The 19,923-nt window shown below is 68.2% G+C and carries 20 protein-coding genes; 7 read left to right on the top strand and 13 right to left on the bottom strand.

Features of this window, described 5'->3' with window-relative positions; translation table 11 throughout:
- The first annotated feature begins 64 nt into the window (after nt 1–64).
- Nucleotides 65–1,618 carry a carboxylesterase/lipase family protein gene (locus I1A62_RS14605; protein ID WP_219458982.1) on the top strand — a complete coding sequence of 518 codons (1,554 nt, stop codon included), beginning with the start codon at nt 65–67 and terminating at the stop codon, nt 1,616–1,618.
- On the opposite strand, the gene I1A62_RS14600 is transcribed toward I1A62_RS14605, so the two are convergent.
- From I1A62_RS14600 to I1A62_RS14575, 6 genes are all read right to left on the bottom strand, one after another.
- Nucleotides 1,611–2,852 (bottom strand): MFS transporter, encoded by a 1,242-nt coding sequence (locus I1A62_RS14600; RefSeq protein ID WP_124393529.1) that lies wholly within the window; start codon nt 2,850–2,852, stop codon nt 1,611–1,613. The two genes, I1A62_RS14605 and I1A62_RS14600, sit on opposite strands and share 8 nt — an antisense overlap.
- An 83-nt stretch (nt 2,853–2,935) precedes the next feature.
- A complete protein-coding gene (locus I1A62_RS14595; RefSeq protein ID WP_124393528.1) occupies nt 2,936–3,463 on the bottom strand; it encodes a DUF3558 domain-containing protein in 528 nt (175 codons plus the stop codon).
- Nucleotides 3,460–3,987, bottom strand: coding sequence for a DUF3558 domain-containing protein (locus I1A62_RS14590; RefSeq protein ID WP_219458981.1), 528 nt, complete (start codon nt 3,985–3,987; stop codon nt 3,460–3,462). The genes I1A62_RS14595 and I1A62_RS14590 overlap by 4 nt, the downstream gene beginning before the upstream one ends.
- A complete protein-coding gene (locus I1A62_RS14585; protein ID WP_219458980.1) occupies nt 3,971–4,246 on the bottom strand; it encodes a GNAT family N-acetyltransferase in 276 nt (91 codons plus the stop codon). Before I1A62_RS14585 ends, I1A62_RS14590 begins: the two co-directional genes overlap by 17 nt.
- Nucleotides 4,247–4,310: 64 nt before the next feature.
- Complete coding sequence (locus tag I1A62_RS14580; protein WP_225858225.1) at nt 4,311–5,429, bottom strand: DUF4185 domain-containing protein; 1,119 nt, start codon at nt 5,427–5,429, stop codon at nt 4,311–4,313.
- Between the two features lie 182 nt (nt 5,430–5,611).
- Nucleotides 5,612–6,985 (bottom strand): FAD-binding oxidoreductase, encoded by a 1,374-nt coding sequence (locus I1A62_RS14575; RefSeq protein ID WP_219461203.1) that lies wholly within the window; start codon nt 6,983–6,985, stop codon nt 5,612–5,614.
- 513 nt (nt 6,986–7,498) lie between these two features.
- Between I1A62_RS14575 and I1A62_RS14570 the strand changes: the two genes are divergently transcribed.
- Nucleotides 7,499–7,828 carry a hypothetical protein gene (locus I1A62_RS14570; RefSeq protein ID WP_011594545.1) on the top strand — a complete coding sequence of 110 codons (330 nt, stop codon included), beginning with the start codon at nt 7,499–7,501 and terminating at the stop codon, nt 7,826–7,828.
- A 29-nt stretch (nt 7,829–7,857) separates the two neighbouring features.
- Here the strand turns inward: I1A62_RS14570 and I1A62_RS14565 are convergent, their stop codons facing one another.
- Nucleotides 7,858–8,541: a Type 1 glutamine amidotransferase-like domain-containing protein gene (locus I1A62_RS14565; RefSeq protein WP_219458979.1), complete on the bottom strand. Its 684-nt coding sequence runs from the start codon at nt 8,539–8,541 to the stop codon at nt 7,858–7,860.
- 5 nt (nt 8,542–8,546) lie between these two features.
- Nucleotides 8,547–9,365 carry a maleylpyruvate isomerase family mycothiol-dependent enzyme gene (locus I1A62_RS14560; protein ID WP_206010463.1) on the bottom strand — a complete coding sequence of 273 codons (819 nt, stop codon included), beginning with the start codon at nt 9,363–9,365 and terminating at the stop codon, nt 8,547–8,549.
- A 167-nt stretch (nt 9,366–9,532) separates the two neighbouring features.
- Between I1A62_RS14560 and I1A62_RS14555 the strand changes: the two genes are divergently transcribed.
- Nucleotides 9,533–11,074 (top strand): AMP-binding protein, encoded by a 1,542-nt coding sequence (locus I1A62_RS14555; protein WP_124393523.1) that lies wholly within the window; start codon nt 9,533–9,535, stop codon nt 11,072–11,074.
- Between the two features lie 11 nt (nt 11,075–11,085).
- Here the strand turns inward: I1A62_RS14555 and I1A62_RS14550 are convergent, their stop codons facing one another.
- Nucleotides 11,086–11,250, bottom strand: coding sequence for a hypothetical protein (locus I1A62_RS14550; RefSeq protein WP_192581946.1), 165 nt, complete (start codon nt 11,248–11,250; stop codon nt 11,086–11,088).
- Complete coding sequence (locus tag I1A62_RS14545) at nt 11,247–11,648, bottom strand: DUF488 domain-containing protein (RefSeq protein ID WP_072945947.1); 402 nt, start codon at nt 11,646–11,648, stop codon at nt 11,247–11,249. Before I1A62_RS14545 ends, I1A62_RS14550 begins: the two co-directional genes overlap by 4 nt.
- 270 nt (nt 11,649–11,918) lie before the next feature.
- On the opposite strand from I1A62_RS14545, the gene I1A62_RS14540 reads away from it, so the two are divergent.
- From I1A62_RS14540 to I1A62_RS14530, 3 genes are read left to right on the top strand one after another with little or no spacing between them, the layout of a single operon-like run.
- Nucleotides 11,919–13,031 (top strand): Re/Si-specific NAD(P)(+) transhydrogenase subunit alpha, encoded by a 1,113-nt coding sequence (locus I1A62_RS14540; protein WP_219458978.1) that lies wholly within the window; start codon nt 11,919–11,921, stop codon nt 13,029–13,031.
- The gene (locus I1A62_RS14535) at nt 13,032–13,379 is read left to right on the top strand and encodes an NAD(P) transhydrogenase subunit alpha (RefSeq protein WP_219458977.1); all 348 of its coding nucleotides are present in this window, start codon (nt 13,032–13,034) and stop codon (nt 13,377–13,379) included.
- Nucleotides 13,379–14,803: an NAD(P)(+) transhydrogenase (Re/Si-specific) subunit beta gene (locus I1A62_RS14530; protein WP_219458976.1), complete on the top strand. Its 1,425-nt coding sequence runs from the start codon at nt 13,379–13,381 to the stop codon at nt 14,801–14,803. The genes I1A62_RS14535 and I1A62_RS14530 overlap by 1 nt, the downstream gene beginning before the upstream one ends.
- Nucleotides 14,804–14,871: 68 nt before the next feature.
- Here the strand turns inward: I1A62_RS14530 and I1A62_RS14525 are convergent, their stop codons facing one another.
- Nucleotides 14,872–15,489, bottom strand: a complete 618-nt coding sequence (locus I1A62_RS14525) for a hypothetical protein (RefSeq protein ID WP_124393519.1) — start codon at nt 15,487–15,489, stop codon at nt 14,872–14,874.
- Nucleotides 15,490–15,672: 183 nt separating this feature from the next.
- On the opposite strand from I1A62_RS14525, the gene I1A62_RS14520 reads away from it, so the two are divergent.
- The gene (locus I1A62_RS14520; protein ID WP_219458975.1) at nt 15,673–17,448 is read left to right on the top strand and encodes a multicopper oxidase family protein; all 1,776 of its coding nucleotides are present in this window, start codon (nt 15,673–15,675) and stop codon (nt 17,446–17,448) included.
- 3 nt (nt 17,449–17,451) lie between these two features.
- On the opposite strand, the gene I1A62_RS14515 is transcribed toward I1A62_RS14520, so the two are convergent.
- Together I1A62_RS14515 and I1A62_RS14510 are read right to left on the bottom strand one after the other, a co-directional pair.
- The gene (locus I1A62_RS14515; protein WP_219461201.1) at nt 17,452–18,600 is read right to left on the bottom strand and encodes an MFS transporter; all 1,149 of its coding nucleotides are present in this window, start codon (nt 18,598–18,600) and stop codon (nt 17,452–17,454) included.
- Nucleotides 18,601–18,661: 61 nt separating this feature from the next.
- Nucleotides 18,662–19,906, bottom strand: a complete 1,245-nt coding sequence (locus I1A62_RS14510) for a dihydrolipoamide acetyltransferase family protein (RefSeq protein WP_219458974.1) — start codon at nt 19,904–19,906, stop codon at nt 18,662–18,664.
- Between the last annotated feature and the right edge of the window lie 17 nt (nt 19,907–19,923).

The following is a 19,923-nucleotide window of genomic DNA, read 5'->3' as shown; positions in this document are numbered from 1 at the left end:
TGCCTGCGCATCGTTGGTAGTTTGGCGGGAGATTCCCGTACGCGCTGCGTGAGGAGATTCGGCCGTGGATGTCGAGAAGTCAGGCGACACACTCGTCGTCCGCGCCCGGGACGGCGACGTGCGCGGCTATCCCGAAGGCGACGTCTACGCGTGGAAGGGCATCCCGTTCGCCGCCGCCCCCGTCGGCGATCTGCGGTTCCGGGCGCCGGCCCCGCCCGCCCCGTGGGACGGCGTGCGCGACTGCGTCGACTTCGGCCCGATGGCCCCGCAGGGTCACGGCACCGCCGTCCCGATCGACGCCGGACTCGAGATGGACGAGGACTGCCTGTCGGTCAACGTGTGGGCGCCCCGGCCCGACGGCACCCCGCGGCCGGTGATGGTGTGGATCCACGGCGGCGCCTACTGCCTGGGAACCGCAGCTCAGGGCATCTACAACGGTCGGATCCTGTCCACTCTCGGCGACGTGGTGCTGGTCTCGTTCAACTACCGGGTGGGGGCGCTCGGCTTCCTCGACCTGTCGTCGTTCTCGACGGCGGCGCGGGTGTTCGAGACCAACTGCGGGCTACGCGACCAGGTCGCCGCCCTCGAATGGGTGCGCGAGAACATCGCGTCGTTCGGCGGCGACCCGGACGAAGTGACGGTGTTCGGGGAGTCGTCGGGAGCCGGGTCGATCACCACGCTGATGACGTGCCCGAGCGCGGACGGGTTGTTCCACCGCGCGATCGCCCAGAGCCCACCCGCCACGTCGGTGTACGGCAGCGAGCGCGCGGCCACCGTCGCGAAGCAGTTCCTCGACATCCTCGACGTGGAACCCGCCAGCATCGACACATTGCTGCGCCTCCCGTATCGCACGGTCATCGAGGCCAGCGACACCCTCGTCAACGAGGTGCCGACGAAGATCCCGGGCACACTCGCCATGGCGCCCGTGGTGGACCGCGACTTCCTGCCCCGTTACCCGGTGGCCGCGTTCCAGAAGGGCTACTCCCACCGGATCCCCCTCATCATCGGTTCCAACAAGGACGAGTCGTCGATCTTCAAGTTCATGAAATCGCCTCTGCTGCCGGTCACTTCGGATTCGGTGCAGGAGATGCTGCGGGCGATCGCGACCGATCACCCGGAATTGCCCGCGGCCCGTCTCGCCGACATCCTGTCGGCGTACCCGGACCGCGGGAAACCGAAGGGCGCGCTCGCGATGTCCCGCGACGCCGCGTTCCGGATGCCCGCCCTGTGGGTGGCCGATGCCCACAGCAGGCACTCGCCGACGTGGATGTACCGGTTCGACCAGGCCACCCCGATGCTCAAGGCCGCGCGCATCGGAGCCGGGCACGCCACCGAACTCCCGTACGTCTTCGGCAATTTCGACACCCTCAACATCGACCCGACGTTCTGGCTCGGCGGCCGGAAGACGGCACTCGAGGTGTCGGGCCGCATCCAGCGCCGGTGGCTCGCGTTCGCGCGGCACGGTGTCCCCGCCGCCCTGGACGCGTCCAAGCACTGGGCCCCCTACGACGAGGAGGACCGCGCCACGTTGCTGATCGACGGCGCGGACACGCTGGTGAAGGACCCGGACCACGAGATGCGGGTCGCCTGGGGCAACGACGTCATGGGGTTCAACTGACCGGCACCTTCTCGTCCAGTTCCTTCAGCACGGGCAGCGCGAAGCACGCCAGCCCGATGATCAGGACCGGGATCGCGAGCACGAAGAACGTCGGCTGGATACCCCACTTGTCGAGGATCGGACCGGCCAGCAGGTAGCCCAGCGGACCCGCCGCATACGCCGTGGACGTCATGACCCCGGTGACCCGGCCGCGCATGTGCTCCGGACTGCGAGTCTGCATGGCGTAGTTGGCGATCGGGCCGACCGGACCGAACACCAGACCCTGCAGGAGAGCCAGCGCCAGGATCGCCCACAGCGGCGGCAGGAACGCCATCGCGACCATCGCCGCGCCCAGCACCGTCACCGCCACCACCATCAGCATCCGGCGCGACACGAACGGCGCGAGCGGTCCGTACGCGAGGGCGCCCACCACGCCGCCGATGCTGAGCGCCATCAGCACCGAACCGAGTTGCGCAGGTTTGTCGAGTTCGGTGAAGTACACCGGGAACACCACCGATTCGACCGGCATGTAGAGCGCGACCACCGCCATGTCCACGAGAGCGATGGTGCGCAGGAGCCGGTTGTGCCACACGAACTTCAATCCCTCGAGCGTGCCGTGCCAGATGGACGTCGGACGCGTCGCAGTGTCCGGTCTGCCGGCGTTCTCGAGACGCAGGAACGCGATCGTCGCCACGGACAGCAGGAATCCGGCGGCGGCGACCCACAACGTGTTCACCGCACCGACGGTCGCGATGAGGACGCCACCGATACCCGGCCCGACGAGATACGCCACGTTGTAATTGGCCTCGTAGAGGCTGTTCATCCGGTCGAGTGACCATCCCGCGGACTTCGTGGCGGCGGGCAGCATCGACTCCCGCGCCGCGATGCCGGCCGGATCGAACGCGGCGCCGATGGCGGCGAGGACGGCGATCACCGTGACGGTGAGGCCCGCCGTGGTCGCGATCACCGGGATGGCCGCCACGGACAGGGCCGACAGGCAGTCGGAGATCAGTGACGTGCGGCGTCGTCCGAACAGGTCGACGAACGTGCCCGCGAACAGGCTCGACAGCAACAACGGGAGGGTGGCCGCGCCCGCGACGATCGCGGCGTCGGACGCGCGACCGGTCTGCTCGAGCACGAGCCACGGCAGCACGACGATCACGATGCCGTTGCCCGTGGAGGAGAACAGCGTCGCGACGTTCAGCAGGATCAGGGGCCCGAACCGTCGAGTCACAGCCGTCTCGGTGGCGGTCACGGCAGGGGTCCTCTGGTCGGCTCGGTCGGTGGTCCTTCGACGCTAACAGCGAGGTCGTGGCCACCGCGAGCGAATTTCGGCCGCTACTGGTTGCGTTGCAGGGTCAACTCGGCGAGCGTGCGCGCGCCGTCGCACGGGTCGCCCGTCCCGGACCGCTGCTGCACCCACCACGTGATGACACCGGAGTAGGCGGCGGTGATCCCGCACGCCGCCGAATCACCCGGCCGCCGGGCGCTGAACGCCGACGTGCCCGCGATCGATGTGGCCTCCACCTGATAGCCCAGCTGGTCGGCCACCGCCCGCTCCCGCTGCAGCGAGTTGTTCTCGAACCAGCCGAACGTGACGTCGATCGATCCGGCGGCGGACGACACCGTCCACATGCACACCGCACCGTAGAAGTACTGGTCGATGCCTGCGCCGTGCAGTGTCTCCGCGATCTTGTCGTCGGGGACGGCGTCGCATTCGCGCAGGAGCTTGTCGAACTGCGGCGAGCCGCCGTCGTCGGAGGACCCGGCGCCCTCGGGCAGGGGAGTGCCCGTGACAGATGTGCCGCATCCGGCCAGCACCATCGCCGACGCCACCGCCGCGGCGAGTCGCCGGGCGCCGCTCATTTGGCCTTCTCCAGCGTCAGCCGGCCGAGCGTAGTCGGGGCCTCGCACGGATCGGCGGGTGCACTGCCGGCGCCGTAGCGGACCAGCCAGTGCACGAAATCGGAACCGGTGCCGAGCGCGACTTCGCAGAACCCGACGTTCTGCGAAGAGAATCCGCGATGCCCGGCGATCTCGAGGTCGTGGACCTCGTGACCGATGCCCTTGGCCACCGCCCGCTCCCGGTCGATGGGGCTGCCGCGGTACCAGGTGAACATCACGTACCGTTCGCCGCCGTCCGCTTCCCACCGGCACTTGATGCCGTTCCGCGACACCGGGGTGAGCCCGGCGATCCCCGCCCGCTCGTACACCTCGGCGTCGGTCAGCGAGCCGCATTCACCCACGAACGGGCCGGGCTGCGCGGCCACCGAGGTGGTCGGCGCGGACGCCGGACCGGTGTCGGAACCGCAGCCGGCCAGCACTACCGTCGCGGCGAGAAGACAACTTGCACGGACGGCGGGCCGGAGCGGATCAGACGAGCTCCGCATAGCTCGGATTCTCGGCGATGTACTTCTCCACGTACGAGCACGACGGGATCACGGAGAGTCCGCTGGACTTCGTGTCGTCGAGGGCGGCCTTCACCACCACCGCCGCCAGGCCCTGCCCGCGAAACTGCGGGTACGTCACGGTGTGGTGGAAGTCGCGGGCGCCGTTCCGCTCGAAGTAGTCGGCGTATCCGGCCAGCTGGCCGTCGAAGTAGATCTCGAACCGGGATTCCGACACGTCGTGTTCCACCGTGGCCGCCACAGATCGCTCCTCTGCTCGTGTGGCGTGCGCGCTGTCCCGCGCACGCTGTCACTCGCAGATTACGTCAGTCCGCGAGGTTGGTGCGCAGCAGCATGACGTTGTAGTCCGACCAGGTGGTGGCCAGGAAATACAGGTCGGATCCCTTCGACCACGGGTGCATGTACGCGCCGTACAGCTCGGGCACGTCCCGGCTGCTCACGAGCACTTCGGGTTCGCTCCAGCCGGATTCGAGGTGGTCGGATCGGCGCATGACCACCGAGTTGCCGGCATCGGTGTACATCGCCACGAACTGACCCAGGTATTCGTTGTACTGCACCGACAACTCGCTGACCGGTCCGGGGATCACCGGTGCGGCGACGGTCGCGTTGGCCTTCACCCACGCCTTGCCGTCCCAGTACTCGTACAGCGAGAGGTTCCGGATGTCCGCCTCCTTCACCCGCGACAACCGGGCGTCGCCGGACCGCCCCGACGGGGTGCCGAACGCGTAGACGAATCCGTCGTGCTTGACGTACGAGCCCATCTGGAAGTTCTCGGCGCCCGTGCCCGGCACGTTGGGCCGCAGCGTCAGGGGATCGGTGACCCAGTTCTCGCCGTTGTCCACGGAGTACGCGATGCCGGACGCGTTGGTGTCCCACTCGCCCGGGGCGCCCCAGCTGCGCACCGACATGTAATTGATGTACTGCGTCGCGGCCGGGCCCGCGCCGACCGAGATGCCGGTGGTGGGGATGACGGTCTGCTCCACACCGGGGATCTTCTGGCTCTGGATGATCTCCTTGGAGTGGTTCGGCAGATCGACCGGGGAATTGTCGATGCCCATCCCGTCGGTGAGGTCCTTGTCGGAGCTGCGCAGCAGGATGTTGCTGCGCCAGTCGCCGACCAGACCGCACAGCGGGTTGTCGCTCAGCCCGACGGTGTCGCCGAACGCGGTGAGGATCTCACCTCCGCCGTTGTCCCACATGATGCCGAGGTCGGTGCCGAGTACCCGGAACCTGCCGATCGTGTCGTTGGGGCTGCGCGGGCCGGTGATGTGTGCGATTGCCTGAGTTTTGCCACGCAGCTCGGGAAGGCGGCCGTCGCTGCCGTTGAGCCAGGGGATGGGGTTGATGCCCTGGCCCGAGCCGCTCGATCCGAGGCTGCCGGTTCCGCCGAGGCACGGCGCCGCCGTCGCAACAGGGGGTGCCATCGTGAAAAACGTGCAGGTGGAAGCGAGTAAGGCGGGCATCGCCAGGGAGGCGACACGGCGGAGTCTGGTCACGAGCGCACCTCTCTGCGACGAGTCGAGTTCGGTCCGGTCACGCTAGCAATACCTCACCTGTCACACCAGTCCCTTGGGTAACCATTGGGTATCGCACCCGCCCTGGGTAGCTACAGGATCGCTCCGGGGTTGAGTATCCCCAGCGGGTCGAGCGCCGTCTTGATCCGCTGCGTCAATTCCATGACGTCCGGGCCCAACTGGTCGGGCAGCCAGGCCTTCTTCAAGCGGCCGACACCGTGCTCGCCGGTGATCGTGCCGCCGAGAGCGATTGCGAGGTCCATGATCTCGCCGAAAGCGAGGTGGGCGCGCTCGGCCATCGCGGCGTCGTCGGGGTCGAACACGATGAGCGGGTGCGTGTTTCCGTCGCCGGCATGGGCGATCACCGCGACCATCACGTCACGCTCGCGGGAGATGGCCGCGATTCCCTCCACCAGCGCAGGCAGTTTCGGCAGCGGGACCCCGACGTCCTCGAGGAGCAGGGTGCCCAGTCTCTCGACCGCGGGGATCGCGAATCGTCTTGCCGCGGCGAACGCTTCGCCCTCGTCGGGGTCGTCGGTGGTGAAGACCTCGGTCGCGCCGCTTGCCGTGCAGGCGTCCGCCATGACGGAAATCTCTTCGGCCGCAATCGAACCGGGGGCGTCCGACCGGGCGATGAGCATCGCCTCCGCCGTCCGGTCCAGGCCCATCTTCAGTGCGTCCTCGACGGCGCCGATCGAGGCGCGGTCCATGAACTCGAGCATCGACGGTCGCAGCGTGCGGGTGATGGCCAGCACGGTGTCGGCGGCCGCCTGCACGGAGGCGAACGACGCGACGAGGGTGCTCGCAGGCGGCTGGGCCGGGATCAGCCGCAGCGTCGCCTCCGTGACGATGCCGAGCGTTCCCTCGCTCCCGACGAACAACTTGGTCAGCGACAGGCCGGCCACGTCCTTCAGGCGCGGGCCGCCGAGGCGCACGTCCGTCCCGTCCGCGAGAACCACCCGCAGCGCGAGGACGTAGTCGGTGGTGACGCCGTACTTGACGCAGCACAGCCCGCCCGCGTTGGTCGCGACGTTGCCGCCGATCGAGCACATCTCGAACGACGACGGATCGGGCGGGTACCAGAGGCCGTGTTCGGCGGCCGCGGCCTTGACCTCGGCGTTGAGCAGCCCCGGTTCGACGACGGCGATCCGCGTCACCGGGTCCACCTCGATCCGGCGCATGCGCTCGGTGCTGACCACCACGCTGCCCGCCACGGCGGTGGCGCCGCCACTGAGCCCGGAGCCGGCGCCGCGCGGGATCACGGGGACGCGGTGCTCGGTCGCCCAGCGCATCACCACCTGAACTTCCTCGGTGGTCGTGGGGCGGGCGACGGCGAGGGGGAGGACGGCGTCGGGATCGCGCGCCCAGTCCTGGCGGTAGGACGCCAGGACGTCCGGATCGGTGACGAGGCAGCCCCGGGGGAGCGCGCTCGTGAGCGCTGCGAGTGCGTCGTCGGTGACCGTCATCGTGACTCCTGGAATGCGGGTGTCGGGGACCCCGACGGTAGCCCGGCGGACGACGAGTGTCCCCGAATTGGTCATGTGTCCAACTGAACCGATTCCGACCGTGTTTCCCGGATATCGCTCCAACCTGGACGTTCGGTGCAGAAGCGACCCCCCAATAGCCCATCTGTTAGTTACTTACGCGTAGGAGTCTCACGATGTGGGATCAGGGGGGTGAATTTTTTCAGGGGGTCCACCGGTGGGGTATGCACCCGTGCCCGGAGGGGAAAATGCTGGTAGGGGCGTCCCGCCAGCCGGGTGGACCCGGACAAATCGGGTGTAACACAGGTCACAATCGTCACTCTGTTACCGGATCGTATCGACCAGGCAATGCAAAAACCCACTTCTACGGGTTAGCGTCTTGCATCGTCAAACACCGGCGAGGCGTTACACCCAAACGGAGATTCTCACGAAATGTGAGCCAGAACACCGTTGGGGCCGGGTTTTGCCGCACCGACCCTGGAAGGACCCGCACCGATGAATGCACTCCACCGAGATCCCAGCAGCTACATCTCCGCGATGTTCTCGTACGAGTTCCTCGATGGTGGAATCGACTACGACTCCATCGAGCAGATCCACCGTGGCGAGTTCGACGAATGGATCTTCGCACTCGCCGGTTCGGGACTGTTCACCAACGAGGAAGTCCGGTCGATGGTCCAGGAATGGCGCCTGAACCCGAAGACCCTCCTGAACACGCTCCTCGCCGACGCGGACGAAGTCACCGCCAAGCGCTGCGAGGTCACCTGGGCCGCACTCGACCGCGTCGCCCCCTTCACCCCGTCCGTGCCGGTCGCCGTCTTCGGCTGAAGGCCTCCCCGCCGCAGGGCTCGCCGTCGTCAGACGAGTTCGGTTCGATCTCCGTTCACGACGATCGCCTGATCGTCCGTCAAGGTGCGGTACTCGATGCCGGCGAGCCTCAGAGCGTCGACCGTGCGCCGAACGGCGGCCGCGTCCTCCAAGGGCACCGCGTTCCCGGCCCCTGGAAGCTCCGCAGGCGGGTAATGCGGCACGATCGCGAAGCCCACCATCCCCAGTCCGTCCCAGCGCGGCTCCACGCCACACGTCGCGACCACCTCCGCCGGGTCATCGGAGGAGTCGAGACCCTGCAGCGTCGGAGTCATCACACACGCCCCCGCGCTGTAGCCGGCGTACACCAGCGAATCGCTCGCCAACATTTCCGGGATCACCCGGTCCGCCCCACTCCGGGCCATCTGCGCGCGCAACACGAACGTGTTCCCGCCGCGCACCCACACCATGCCGAACCCGTCGAGCCGCTGCCTCAGCGCGGCCGCACGCGGCTGCCCGTCGTCGCCGACGTAGTCGCGTAGATCCACCTCCTCCGCGGTGAAGCCCAGGCGCGTCAGCGGCATCACGTCACTCACGACCGCGGACGTCCGCGCCGTCCGCGGCCACGCGTCCGCTGCCGCCGCGATCACCCCGACGCGCCCCGGACGGCCGACGAGCGACAGCAGCGGCGCGGGATCCGCGCCGAACCGGTACGAGGACAGGAACAGGCGCACCGCGGTCAGATCGTGAACGCGAGGTTGTCGACGATCCGCTTGCCCGCGTCGGTGTCGCCGCTCAACGCGATCTCGTCGCGGTGGTCCGCGGCCGTCGTCCTGCCACCCGCCAGCCGGGTGAACAGCCGGGAGTCGAGAGTCACCGTCGTGGTGGCCTCCGACGGCAGTTCGTCGACCACCGCGGCCCGGCCATCGACGGCGATGTGGATGTTCCGCGCCAGCGGTCCCGTCAGCTCGAGCGTGATCCTCGACCCGTCCGGGGCCTTGCCGCGCTTGCCGACGAGGAACGCGACGGCGCCTGCGATCTCCGCGAACGCCGTCTCCCCGCGCAGGCCGCCCTCGTCGCCGGGCATCCCGAGCGCGTCCCGCAGGTCGAGCTCGTGCATCCAGCAGTCGAACACGCGGATGCGCATGAAACGGAGATAGGGTGCCGGCCCGACCGGTGTGGTTGTCTCGGCCGCGAACATCTCGTCGGTCATCTCGCCCAGCTCCGACCGCCTGCGGGCGACGATCATCCGGAAACGTTCGAGCATTTCGGGGCCCGAGCACCCCCGCAGTCCCTCCACCCACTCTTCGTTGAACGCACCGATCTCGTTGCGCACGTGGGCGAGGCCGCGGACGTCGATGGTGGTGTGCGGCGCGGAGATTCCGGCGAGCAGAGACTCTGTGCCGATCAGATGCGCGGTCACGTCGTGTACCGTCCACCCCGGCAGCGCGGTGGGCGTGAACCACGCGTCGCCGGACAACGAGGACAGCACGTCGTCGAGTACGTCCCACTCCTCGAACAACGCGTCGAGGATCGGTTCCTTCTGCAGGGCATTCACGGGTCGTACGCCTCCTTTTGCCTCAACTCTAGGACCTTCCGCCGGACAGTCCGAGTATTTTCGCCGCGGGCGGGCGAATGCGCCGGTGAGAGCGTCGAAGGCCTCCCCGTCCGGGGTTCGGTGTGGTAGACCGATGGTGAGAATCTCCATTAACAAAAGGAGTGCGGATGTTCCCTGGAAACTTCGTGGCGACCACCCCGGACAAGCCCGCCGTCATACGTCCTTCGACGGGGGAGCGGCTGACCTACCGGGAGCTGGACGAGAGGTCCACCCGCCTCGCGCGGCACCTGCGCTCGCTCGGCCTGAAGGTCGGCGACCACCTGGCGCTCGTGTCGAGCAACGACCTCCGGGTCCTCGAGGTGTACTGGGCTGCGCTGCGATCCGGGCTGTACATCACCGTGGTGAACTGGCACCTCACCCCGGAGGAAGCCGGTTACGTCGTCGACGACTGCGGAGCCGAGGTGCTCATCGTGTCCGCCGACGCGGGCGGCGCCGTACCCCGCGACCCGCATCAGCTGCCCCGCGTCCGTCACCGGCTCGTCTACGGCGGTGCGCTCGACGGTTTCGACAGCTACGAGGACGCCGTGGCGGCGCAGTCGGCCGAACCGCTCGATTCGCAGCCCCGCGGACAGGACATGCTGTACTCGTCGGGCACCACCGGCAGGCCCAAGGGGATCAAACCCGCACTCCCCGAAGGCGAAGTGAACACGACGACGGACCCGTACACCGCGGTGTTCGCCCCGATGTACGGATTCGATTCCGACACCGTCTATCTGTGCCCGGCACCCTTGTACCACGCCGCGCCGCTGCGCTTCTGCGGCACCATCACCTCCGTCGGCGGCACCATCGTGCTGATGGACCGTTTCGACGCCGAGGAATCGCTGCGGCTCATCGAGGAGTACCGCGTCACCCACAGTCAGTGGGTTCCGACGATGTTCGTCCGGATGCTCAAGCTGCCGAAGGACGTTCGCGACAAGTTCGACGTGTCGAGCCTGAAGGTGGCGATCCACGCGGCGGCGCCGTGCCCGCCCGACGTGAAGCGGTCGATGATCGACTGGTGGGGTCCTGTCATTCACGAGTACTACGCCTCCACGGAGGGCGCCGGTGCCACGTTCATCGACAGTGCTCAGTCGCTCGCCAAGCCCGGGTCGGTGGGCCACGACGGGGTGATGGGCATCGTTCACATCTGCGACGACACCGGCGCGGACGTCCCCGTCGGCGACGTCGGAACCGTCTACTGGGAACGGGAGGAGCGGCCGTTCGAATACCACAACGACCCCGCGAAGACCGACTCCGCGACGCACCCCGACCACCCGACGTGGACCACGAGCGGCGACATCGGGTACATCGACTCCGACCGCTTCCTCTACCTCACGGACCGTGCCGCGTTCATGATCATCTCGGGCGGAGTGAACATCTACCCGCAGGAGTCGGAGAACGTTCTCACCATGCATCCCAAGGTGTTCGACGTCGCGGTGATCGGCGTGCCCGACGAGGAGATGGGGGAACAGGTCAAAGCCGTCGTGCAACTCGTCGACGGGGTGGAGCCGTCGGACGCCGTCGCCCGCGAGCTACTCGACTACGTGCGGGACCGGGTGAGTCACTACAAGGCGCCGCGCAGCATCGACTTCTCCGACGACCTGCCGCGCACCCCCACCGGCAAACTCGTCAAGCACAAACTCCGCGCGCGGTACCTGAACGCCGGCTGAACCCCCGACCGTCACCTGTCCCGCGCCGCACCACAGCGCGGGCAGGTGCTCGCGGTGCGGTCGGTGAGGAACAACCCGCAGTCGGGGCACACGCGGTCCAGCCAGCAGACCGGGTCGCCGCCGAGGTCGTCGTCCGGCTCGGCGATGGGCACGGCCTCGTCGCCGGGAGACGTCACAACCGATCCAGCATGTATTCGGCGAGCACCTCGGCATGGCTGTGACTGACGTCCTTCGTCGCGGTGAGCAGAACGATCGGCCGCCCCTGCGCCAGTTCCTGCACCCGTGCGACCGCCTTCCGGCCGGTCGGCGAATCGAGCTCGTGGACGTACCGCTCGCGGAACTCACTGAACGCGGCGACGTCGTGCGAGTACCAATGACGCAACTCCGTCGACGGAGCCAGGTCCTTGGCCCAGTCGTCGAAATGGAACGCGTCCTTGCGCAGGCCCCGCGGCCACAGCCGGTCCACGAACAGTCGCAGTCCGTCGCCCTCGGTCGGATGGTCGTAGACCCGCTCGACGATCACCGGCGGATCCGCGGTGACGTCCTCCGCGCTCCGTTCCTTCGGTTTGCTCATGGCCGAACCTCCGCTTCCTTGCGGCTGTCTACCGTCAGACTACGACGAATCGCCCTGTGATCGGGTTCACAAACGAGCAGAAAGATCTCTGAGAACGACTGTTCGGACTCGATTCAGACGCGTACGCACGGCGTTCTCTGTTCCCTACGTCACGCGTTCTCTGGCTACTATCAGCTAACTCAGTCGAATCGGGGGAATTTTTTTCCGCTCATCATCGGTTGATCGCCGCTCGTCGCGGCACACACACCATCTACCGCAGGAAGTCGATACATGGATACATCGCAGAGCGCGTCCACTGCGCGCCCGACGATCGGTGTCGTTCGGGAGTCGAACGACGGTGAGCGTCGGGTGGCGTTGGTGCCGAAGATCGTGGCGTCGTTGATCGCCAAGGGCGTCGACGTGGTGGTCGAGTCGGGTGCCGGGTTGGGCGCGCTGATTCCGGACGAGTTGTACACCGGGGCGGGGGCGAAGATCGCCGACCCGTGGTCGGCGGACGTGATCGTGAAGGTCGCGCCGCCGTCGGACGAGGAAGTGGGCCGGTTGCATGCCGGGCAGACCCTGATCGGGTTCCTCGCCCCCCGCAATCAGGACAACCAGGTCGCCGCGCTGAAGGCGGCCGGGGTGCAGGCGTTCGCCGTCGAGGCGATCCCGCGGATCTCCCGCGCCCAGGTAATGGACGCGCTGTCGTCGCAGGCCAACGTCTCCGGCTACAAGTCGGTGCTGCTCGCGGCGTCGGAGTCGACCCGGTTCTTCCCGATGCTCACCACCGCCGCCGGCACCGTCAAGCCGGCCACGGTGCTGGTCCTCGGGGTCGGTGTCGCCGGCCTGCAGGCCCTCGCCACGGCGAAGCGGCTCGGCGGCCGGGCCACCGGCTACGACGTGCGCCCCGAGGTCGCCGACCAGGTCCGCTCGGTCGGCGCCCAGTGGCTCGATCTCGGGATCGACGCCGCCGGTGAGGGCGGCTACGCCCGCGAGCTCACCGAGGCGGAGCGGGCGCAGCAGCAGCAGGCGCTCGAGGACGCGATCAAGGGCTTCGACGTGGTCATCACCACCGCCCTGGTCCCGGGCCGCCCGGCACCCCGCCTGGTGACCGCCGCCGCGGTGGAGGGCATGAAACCCGGCTCCGTGGTGGTCGACCTGGCCGGCGAGACCGGCGGCAACTGCGAGCTCACCGAACCCGGTCAGACCGTCGTCAAGCACGGGGTGACGATCTGCTCGCCGCTGAACCTGCCCGCCAGCATGCCCGAGCACGCCTCCGAGCTGTACTCGAAGAACATCTCCGCGCTGCTCGAGCTGATGCTCGTCGACGGCGCGCTGGCCCCCGATTTCTCGGACGAGGTCCTCGCCGCGTCCTGCGTCACCCGTGAGGAGGGTGTGTCCTAGATGTATACCGAATTGTTGGCGAACATCGCGATCCTGGTGCTGTCCGGGTTCGTGGGGTTCGCGGTGATCTCCAAGGTCCCGAACACGTTGCACACCCCGCTGATGTCGGGCACGAACGCCATCCACGGCATCGTCGTGCTCGGCGCCCTGGTGGTGCTCGGCAAGGTCGACAACCCGCCGTGGGGGCTGCAGGTGATCCTGTTCGTGGCGCTGGTGTTCGGAACGATCAACGTGGTCGGTGGTTTCGTGGTGACCGACCGGATGCTGGCGATGTTCAAGTCCAAGCCCACCCCCGCTGCCCCCGCGGTTTCTGATGTCACTGCTGCTGAGAAGGGTGGGGACCGGTAATGGAGTACCTCGTCAACGTGCTCTACATCGTGGCGTTCTCGATGTTCATCTACGGTCTGATGGGTCTGACCGGCCCGAAGACCGCGGTCCGCGGTAACCAGATCGCCGCGGTCGGCATGGGTGTGGCCGTGGTGGCCACCCTGATCTCGATCCGGGACACCTCCAACTGGGTGCTGATCGTGTCCGGTCTGGTGATCGGTGTCGTCCTGGGTGTGCCGCCGGCGCTCAAGACGAAGATGACCGCGATGCCGCAGCTGGTGGCGTTGTTCAACGGTGTCGGTGGCGGCACCGTCGCCCTCATCGCCTATGCGGAGTTCCTCGACTCGGACGGGTTCACCGCCTTCTCCCACGGTGAGTCGCCGACGGTGCACATCGTGATCGCGTCGCTGTTCGCGGCGATCATCGGGTCGATCTCCTTCTGGGGTTCGGTGATCGCGTTCCTCAAGCTGCAGGAAACCCTCCCCGGCAGGCCGATCGGCATCGGCAAGCTGCAGCAACCGCTCAATGCGGTGCTGCTGATCGGGGCGGTCGCGTTGGCGGTGGCAATCGGGATCAAGGCGATCGACCCGACCGGTCCGACGTCGCAGTGGTGGATCGTCGGGGTGCTGGTGCTGGCCGCGGTGCTCGGGTTGATGGTGGTGCTGCCGATCGGCGGCGCCGACATGCCCGTCGTGATCTCCCTGCTCAACGCGCTCACCGGTCTGTCCGCCGCCGCGGCGGGTCTGGCCTTGAACAATCAGGCGATGATCGTGGCCGGCATGATCGTCGGTGCGTCGGGTTCGATCCTGACGAATCTGATGGCGAAGGCGATGAACCGGTCCATCCCGGCGATCGTGGCCGGCGGGTTCGGTGGCGGCGGCGCCGCCGCGGCGGTCGGGGACGGCACCGCGAAGACGGCGAAGGCCACCTCGGCGGCGGACGCGGCGATCCAGATGGCGTACGCCAACCAGGTCATCGTGGTCCCCGGGTACGGGTTGGCGGTGGCGCAGGCCCAGCACGCGGTCAAGGACATGGCCAAGCTGCTCGAGTCGAAGGGTGTCGAGGTCAAGTACGCCATTCACCCGGTCGCGGGCCGGATGCCCGGGCACATGAACGTGCTCCTCGCCGAGGCGGACGTCGAGTACGACGCGATGAAGGAAATGGACGACATCAACGACGAGTTCTCGCGGACCGATGTCACCCTGGTGATCGGCGCGAACGATGTCACCAACCCGGCCGCCCGCAATGATCCGTCGTCGCCGATCCACGGGATGCCGATCCTGAACGTGGATCAGTCGAAGTCGGTGATCGTGCTGAAGCGGTCGATGAACTCCGGGTTCGCCGGCATCGACAACCCGCTGTTCTTCGCGGACACCACCTCGATGCTGTTCGGGGACGCGAAGAAGTCGGTCTCCGAGGTCACCGAGGAACTCAAGGCCCTGTAGGCCCTCCGGGCCCGTGCGTGGTTGACGAGTGCAGAGACTCGCTAACCACGCACGGGCGGCGGAGCCGCCTACAGGTGCCGGGAGAAGGCGATGGCCGCGGTGTCGGGCCGCCGCTCTTCGCGCTCGGCCGCGACGGGGGAGTACAGCATCAGGGTGGACGCCAGCGCCCACCAGATCGCGAAGATGATCAGACTGGCCGCGAGGCCGAAGATGCCGGTGGACTCGACGAGCGCAGCAGCGCCCGAGACACCGAGGACGACGGCGAAACCCAGGCCCGCGATGACGGGCCGGAACCGGGGCGCCGACACCAGCAGCGCCGAACCGTACAGGGCGGTGACGGCGACGACGTGCCCGCTCGGCAGCAGCACGGACGGCGCATCCGATTCCCAGGCCCGCACGGCGGCACTGGTGAGATTCGCGCCGATACAGAGCAGCAGTACCGCACCCATGCCGTACGAGAGTTTGCGCATCGCTGCGACGATGGCGAGGACGACGGCCGCTGCGAGGACCGTCGTGACGTCGATCGCCTGGATCACGGGTTCGGCGACGGGTCGGAGTGCCTCCGGGAGGACGAGACCCGACGATTCGGGGCGGATGAGGTACAGCGCGCACAGTGCCACCACACCCGCCGCGGCGAAGGCGAGGCGACGAACACTGTGACGAAGCCTGCTAGTCGATTCGGTCACGACACACAGTGTGCCAACCGACGCTGAGTGATCCATGAGCGGCCGCTGTGAGGTCGGTGAACGGTCGTCGTCGTGCGACGAGCGCGCGTCCGGATCTCGGGTAGGTGCCGCACCCGTCGGAGTAACGTCGTCGTGGACCGATCTCGAATCGTCTTTCCGCGTGACACGCACGAAGTGACCGATATGAGTGGACGGATCTCGCGCCGATCGTTCCTGCGGGCGGTGGCGCTGGGCGGTGGGCTGGGTGCGGTGTCGGCCGGTTCGGCGAGCGCGTTCCCCTTGGACATCGATCCGCTGCGACCGTTGATGTTCTCGTCGCCGCCGATCGAGCCGTATCGTGATCGGCTGCCGATCCTGCCGACGATGTCCGGGACACGCATCGATGTGCAGGCGAGCAGCACGATGCATTCGTTCCACGCCGACCTGGCGCCCTCGCCGGCGCTGGCGTACAGCGGCGCGGACTATCTCGGCGCGACGATCGAGGCGCACGTCGATCAGCCGACGACGATGGCGTTCCGGAACGCCGTCACCGTCCACCCGTTCGCGGTCGACGTCGACACGTCGCTGCACGGGCTGAGCGAACGGGACCGCACCCAGGTGCCCACGGCGACGCATCTGCACGGCGGGGTGAACCCGCCCCAGTTCGACGGGCACCCGGAGCTGGTGTTCCGGCCTGGCGAGGAGTACCTGCACCAACTTCTGAACCGGCAGGACGCGGCCGGACTCTGGTACCACGACCACGCCATGGGGGTGACGAGGCTCAACATCTACGCGGGCCTGGTCGGGCTGTACCTGCTGCGGGACGACTTCGACACCGGACGCGCCGACAACCCGCTGGGTCTGCCTGCGGGGGAGTTCGAGGTGCCGCTCGTGTTGCAGGAGAAGATGTTCACCGCCGACGGCAGGCAGCGGATCCGTTCGACGCCCACCGTGCCGCAGGGGAGTTGGGAAGGGGGCGCGGTCGGCGACGTCGGGGTCGTGAACGGCAAGGTGTGGCCGGAACTCGACGTGGCCCGCGGCCTGTACCGGCTGCGACTCGTCAACGCGGGTTCGCTGAGCGTGTGGAATCTGTATTTCGGCAACCGCATGCGGTTCTGGGTCATCGGCGGCGACAGTGGGTTGCTCGACGCCCCGGTCGCGGTGACGCGGGTGCGGTTGAGCCCGGCCGAGCGGGTCGACCTGCTCGTCGACTTCGGCGCGCTGGAACCGGGGTCGACGGTGGAACTCTGCAACGACGAGCCACCGCCGTTCCAGGCCGCGCTGATCGGCGAGCGCACGATGCCGCGGTTCTGCCGGTTCCGGGTGGGCACCGCCCGCGGCTTCACCGGTGCGCCGCCTTCGACGTTGCGCGGGGGTCCCGGGCAGCCGGACTTGCTGCCGCCGATTCCGCGACCCCAGGTCTTCCGGGACGTCACCCTCAGCCAGCCGAGCGACGTGCGCCTGCCGCCGTCGATCATGTCCCTGAACAATCTCCGCTATTCGACCGAGGACATCGAGTTGCCGCGCCAGGGGACGGTGGAGCAGTGGAACATCATCAACGCGACCAATGATCCGCATCCCGTGCACCTTCATCTCGCGAACTTCCGGGTGCTGGGGCGTCAGGTCATCGAGACGCTTCGGTTCGCGCTCGCCACCCCGCAGCCGCCGCTCGGAATCCGGTGGACGCCGTCGGCCGACGCGTTCACCATCTCGCCGCTCGCGCCCGCGGAACCGTGGGAGCGGGGATTCAAGGACACGGTCCTGGCGAACGCGAACTCCATCACCAGGATCATCGTCCGGTTCCCGACCGCGGAGTCGCTGGGCTTCGATCCCGACGCGGTGTTCGGGCACGGATCACACGACGCCCACGGTCACGGTGCCGGCGGTGGTCCGCGATCACTGCAGGGTTACGTGTGGCACTGTCACATCCTCGACCACGAGGATCACGACATGATGCTGAGGTACCGCACCGTCGCGTGAGGTTCAGGTGCGCCGGACCGCCCCAGCGAACGTGGCGGCCACCAGCACACAGACCAGTGGCACCACCATCGCGACGGTGAGCGGAACCACCTGGGTGATCCAGCCGATGGTGGCCGGTCCGGCGAGAAATCCGACATACCCCAGCCCGACCACGCGGGACATGTTGGTGCCGGCGGAACCCGCGCCGAGGTTGCCCGCGGCAGTGAAGATCTGCGGCACGCAACCCGACAGTCCCAGGCCGAACAGCGCCCAGCCGAGGATCGTGAGCGGGAGCAGTCCCGAGACGAGGACGAGCAGCATGCCGAGCGCCGCGATCAGGGTGCCGTAGCGGACGACGGCGACGGGGCCGAGCGCGGCGCTCACGCGGTCCGCCGTGAACCGGCCCACCGTCATCATCACCGAGAAGGCGCCGAACGCGAGGGCGGCGACGGAATCCGACGTTCCGAGGTGTTCCTTGACCTGCAGGGTGCTCCAGTCGTTCGCGACACCCTCCGACAGCATGAGGACGAAGGCGATGCCGCCGAGCGCGAGCACCCGCGCGGACAGTCGTCCGTGGGCCTTCTCGGCGTGCGCGGGGTCGTGCCGCGAGCGGGGACGGTCCGCCATCAGCCGGCGGGAGCACGCGGCGACGGTGACGACCCCGATGCAGCCGGCGACCAGCAGCGCCGTCAGTGGTGCCCATCCGGCGGCGAGCGTCGCCGCGCCGAGCAGGGACCCCGCTACCCCGCCGACGGAGAACAGGGCATGGAACGCCGACATGATCGGCCGTCGATACCGCTGCTCGACTTCGACGGCCTGGGAGTTCATCGACACGTCCAGTGCGCCGTTGGCGAATCCGAACACGAGCAGGGCGAGACCGAGTTGCCAGGCAGTGGACGCCAGGCCTGGACCCAGGGTGGCGACTGACAGCGCGAGTCCGGCGACGATCACCATCCGCCTGCTGCCGAACCGGTCGGCCAGGGGGCCGCTGACCTGCATGCCGCCGATCGCACCGACCGCCATCAGGAGCAGCAGCGAACCCAGCGTGGAGTGGCTGATGCCGGTCCGGTCCTCGATCGCCGGGATGTGCACGACCCACATGCCCAGCAGGAACCCGTTGATCCCGAAGATCCCGAACGTTCCCGCCCTGGCCCGGCGGAGCGGCTCGGCCACCGGCACACGCTTGTCGACCGGGGACGCTCGGGAAGTGCTCACCGACCAAACGTACCGAGGATCAGAGGTGCGCGAGCAGTGAGGCGGGATCGTGCAGCATGGCAGCGACGGACGACAGGAACCTCGACCCCTGCTCGCCGTCGACCACCCGGTGGTCGAACGACACGCTCAACGTGGTGACCCATCGCACCGCGAGTTCGCCCTCGTGCACCCACGGTCTCTTGCCGACGCTGCCGAGGCACAGGATGGCTGCCTCGCCGGGGTTGAGGATGGGCGTGCCCGCGTCGACACCGAACACCCCGACGTTGGTGATCGACACCGTGCCGCCGGTCAGCTGTGCCGGTTCGGCCTTGCCGCTGCGCGCGGTCGCGGTCAGTTCGGTGATCGCGCGGCACAATTCGACCAGGCTCAGCGACTGCGCCTCCTTGATGTTGGGGACCATCAGACCGCGGGGTGTGGCCGCGGCGATACCGAGATTGACGTAGTGCTTGGTGACGATCTCCTGGTTCTCCTCGTCCCACGAGGCGTTGAGGCTCGGGTTCGCCCGCAGCGCGACGATCATCGTCTTCGCGACCAGGCTCAGTGGGGTCACCGACAGTCCTTCGAATTCGGGGAGGTCCCGCAGACGGTCGAGCAGTTCCACCGAGCGCGTCACGTCGACGGTCACGAATTCGGTGACGTGCGGGGCCGTGAACGCGCTGCGGACCATCGCCGCCGCCGTCTGCTTGCGGACGCCGCGAATCGGGGTGCGGGTCTCGCGCGGCAGCGACTCGGAAGGCTCCGGCGAGACTGCCGGCTCAGTCGATCCCGCATAGGATTCCACGTCGTTCCTGGTGACGGCGCCGGACGGTCCCGTTCCCGTGACGACCGCGAGGTCGATCCCGCGTTCACGGGCCGAGAGCCGGGCGGCCGGCGACGCGTCGGGGCGCCTTCGGTCCGTGCGTGCAGACTCCGCGCGGGCAGTCTCCGGGCCGACGGATCGCCGCCGGGCGCGCTTGCTCTCGGCGGCGGCTTCGGGCCCGTACCCCACCAGGACGGGTGTGCGCGCGGGAGGCTCCGGGGTGGCCGCATCCGTCGCGATCCGGATGATCGGTGTCCCCACCGGCACTGTCGCGCCCGGGTCGACCAGCAGTTCCTCCACGACACCCGGATACGGCGAGGGCAACTCGACGAGCGCCTTCGCCGTCTCGACTTCGCCGATCACCTGATTGAGTTCGATCGTCTGGCCCACCTGGACGGCCCAGGAGACCAGTTCGGCCTCCGTCAGTCCCTCACCGAGATCGGGTAGGCGGAATTCCTGTGCCAACGGACAACTCCTTCCTC

The organism is Rhodococcus sp. USK10 (genome assembly GCF_019378875.1).
Lineage (GTDB): Bacteria > Actinomycetota > Actinomycetes > Mycobacteriales > Mycobacteriaceae > Rhodococcus_F > Rhodococcus_F pseudokoreensis.
Note: the sequence above shows the minus strand (reverse complement) of the source record. Positions and strands in the feature narration are given on the sequence as shown.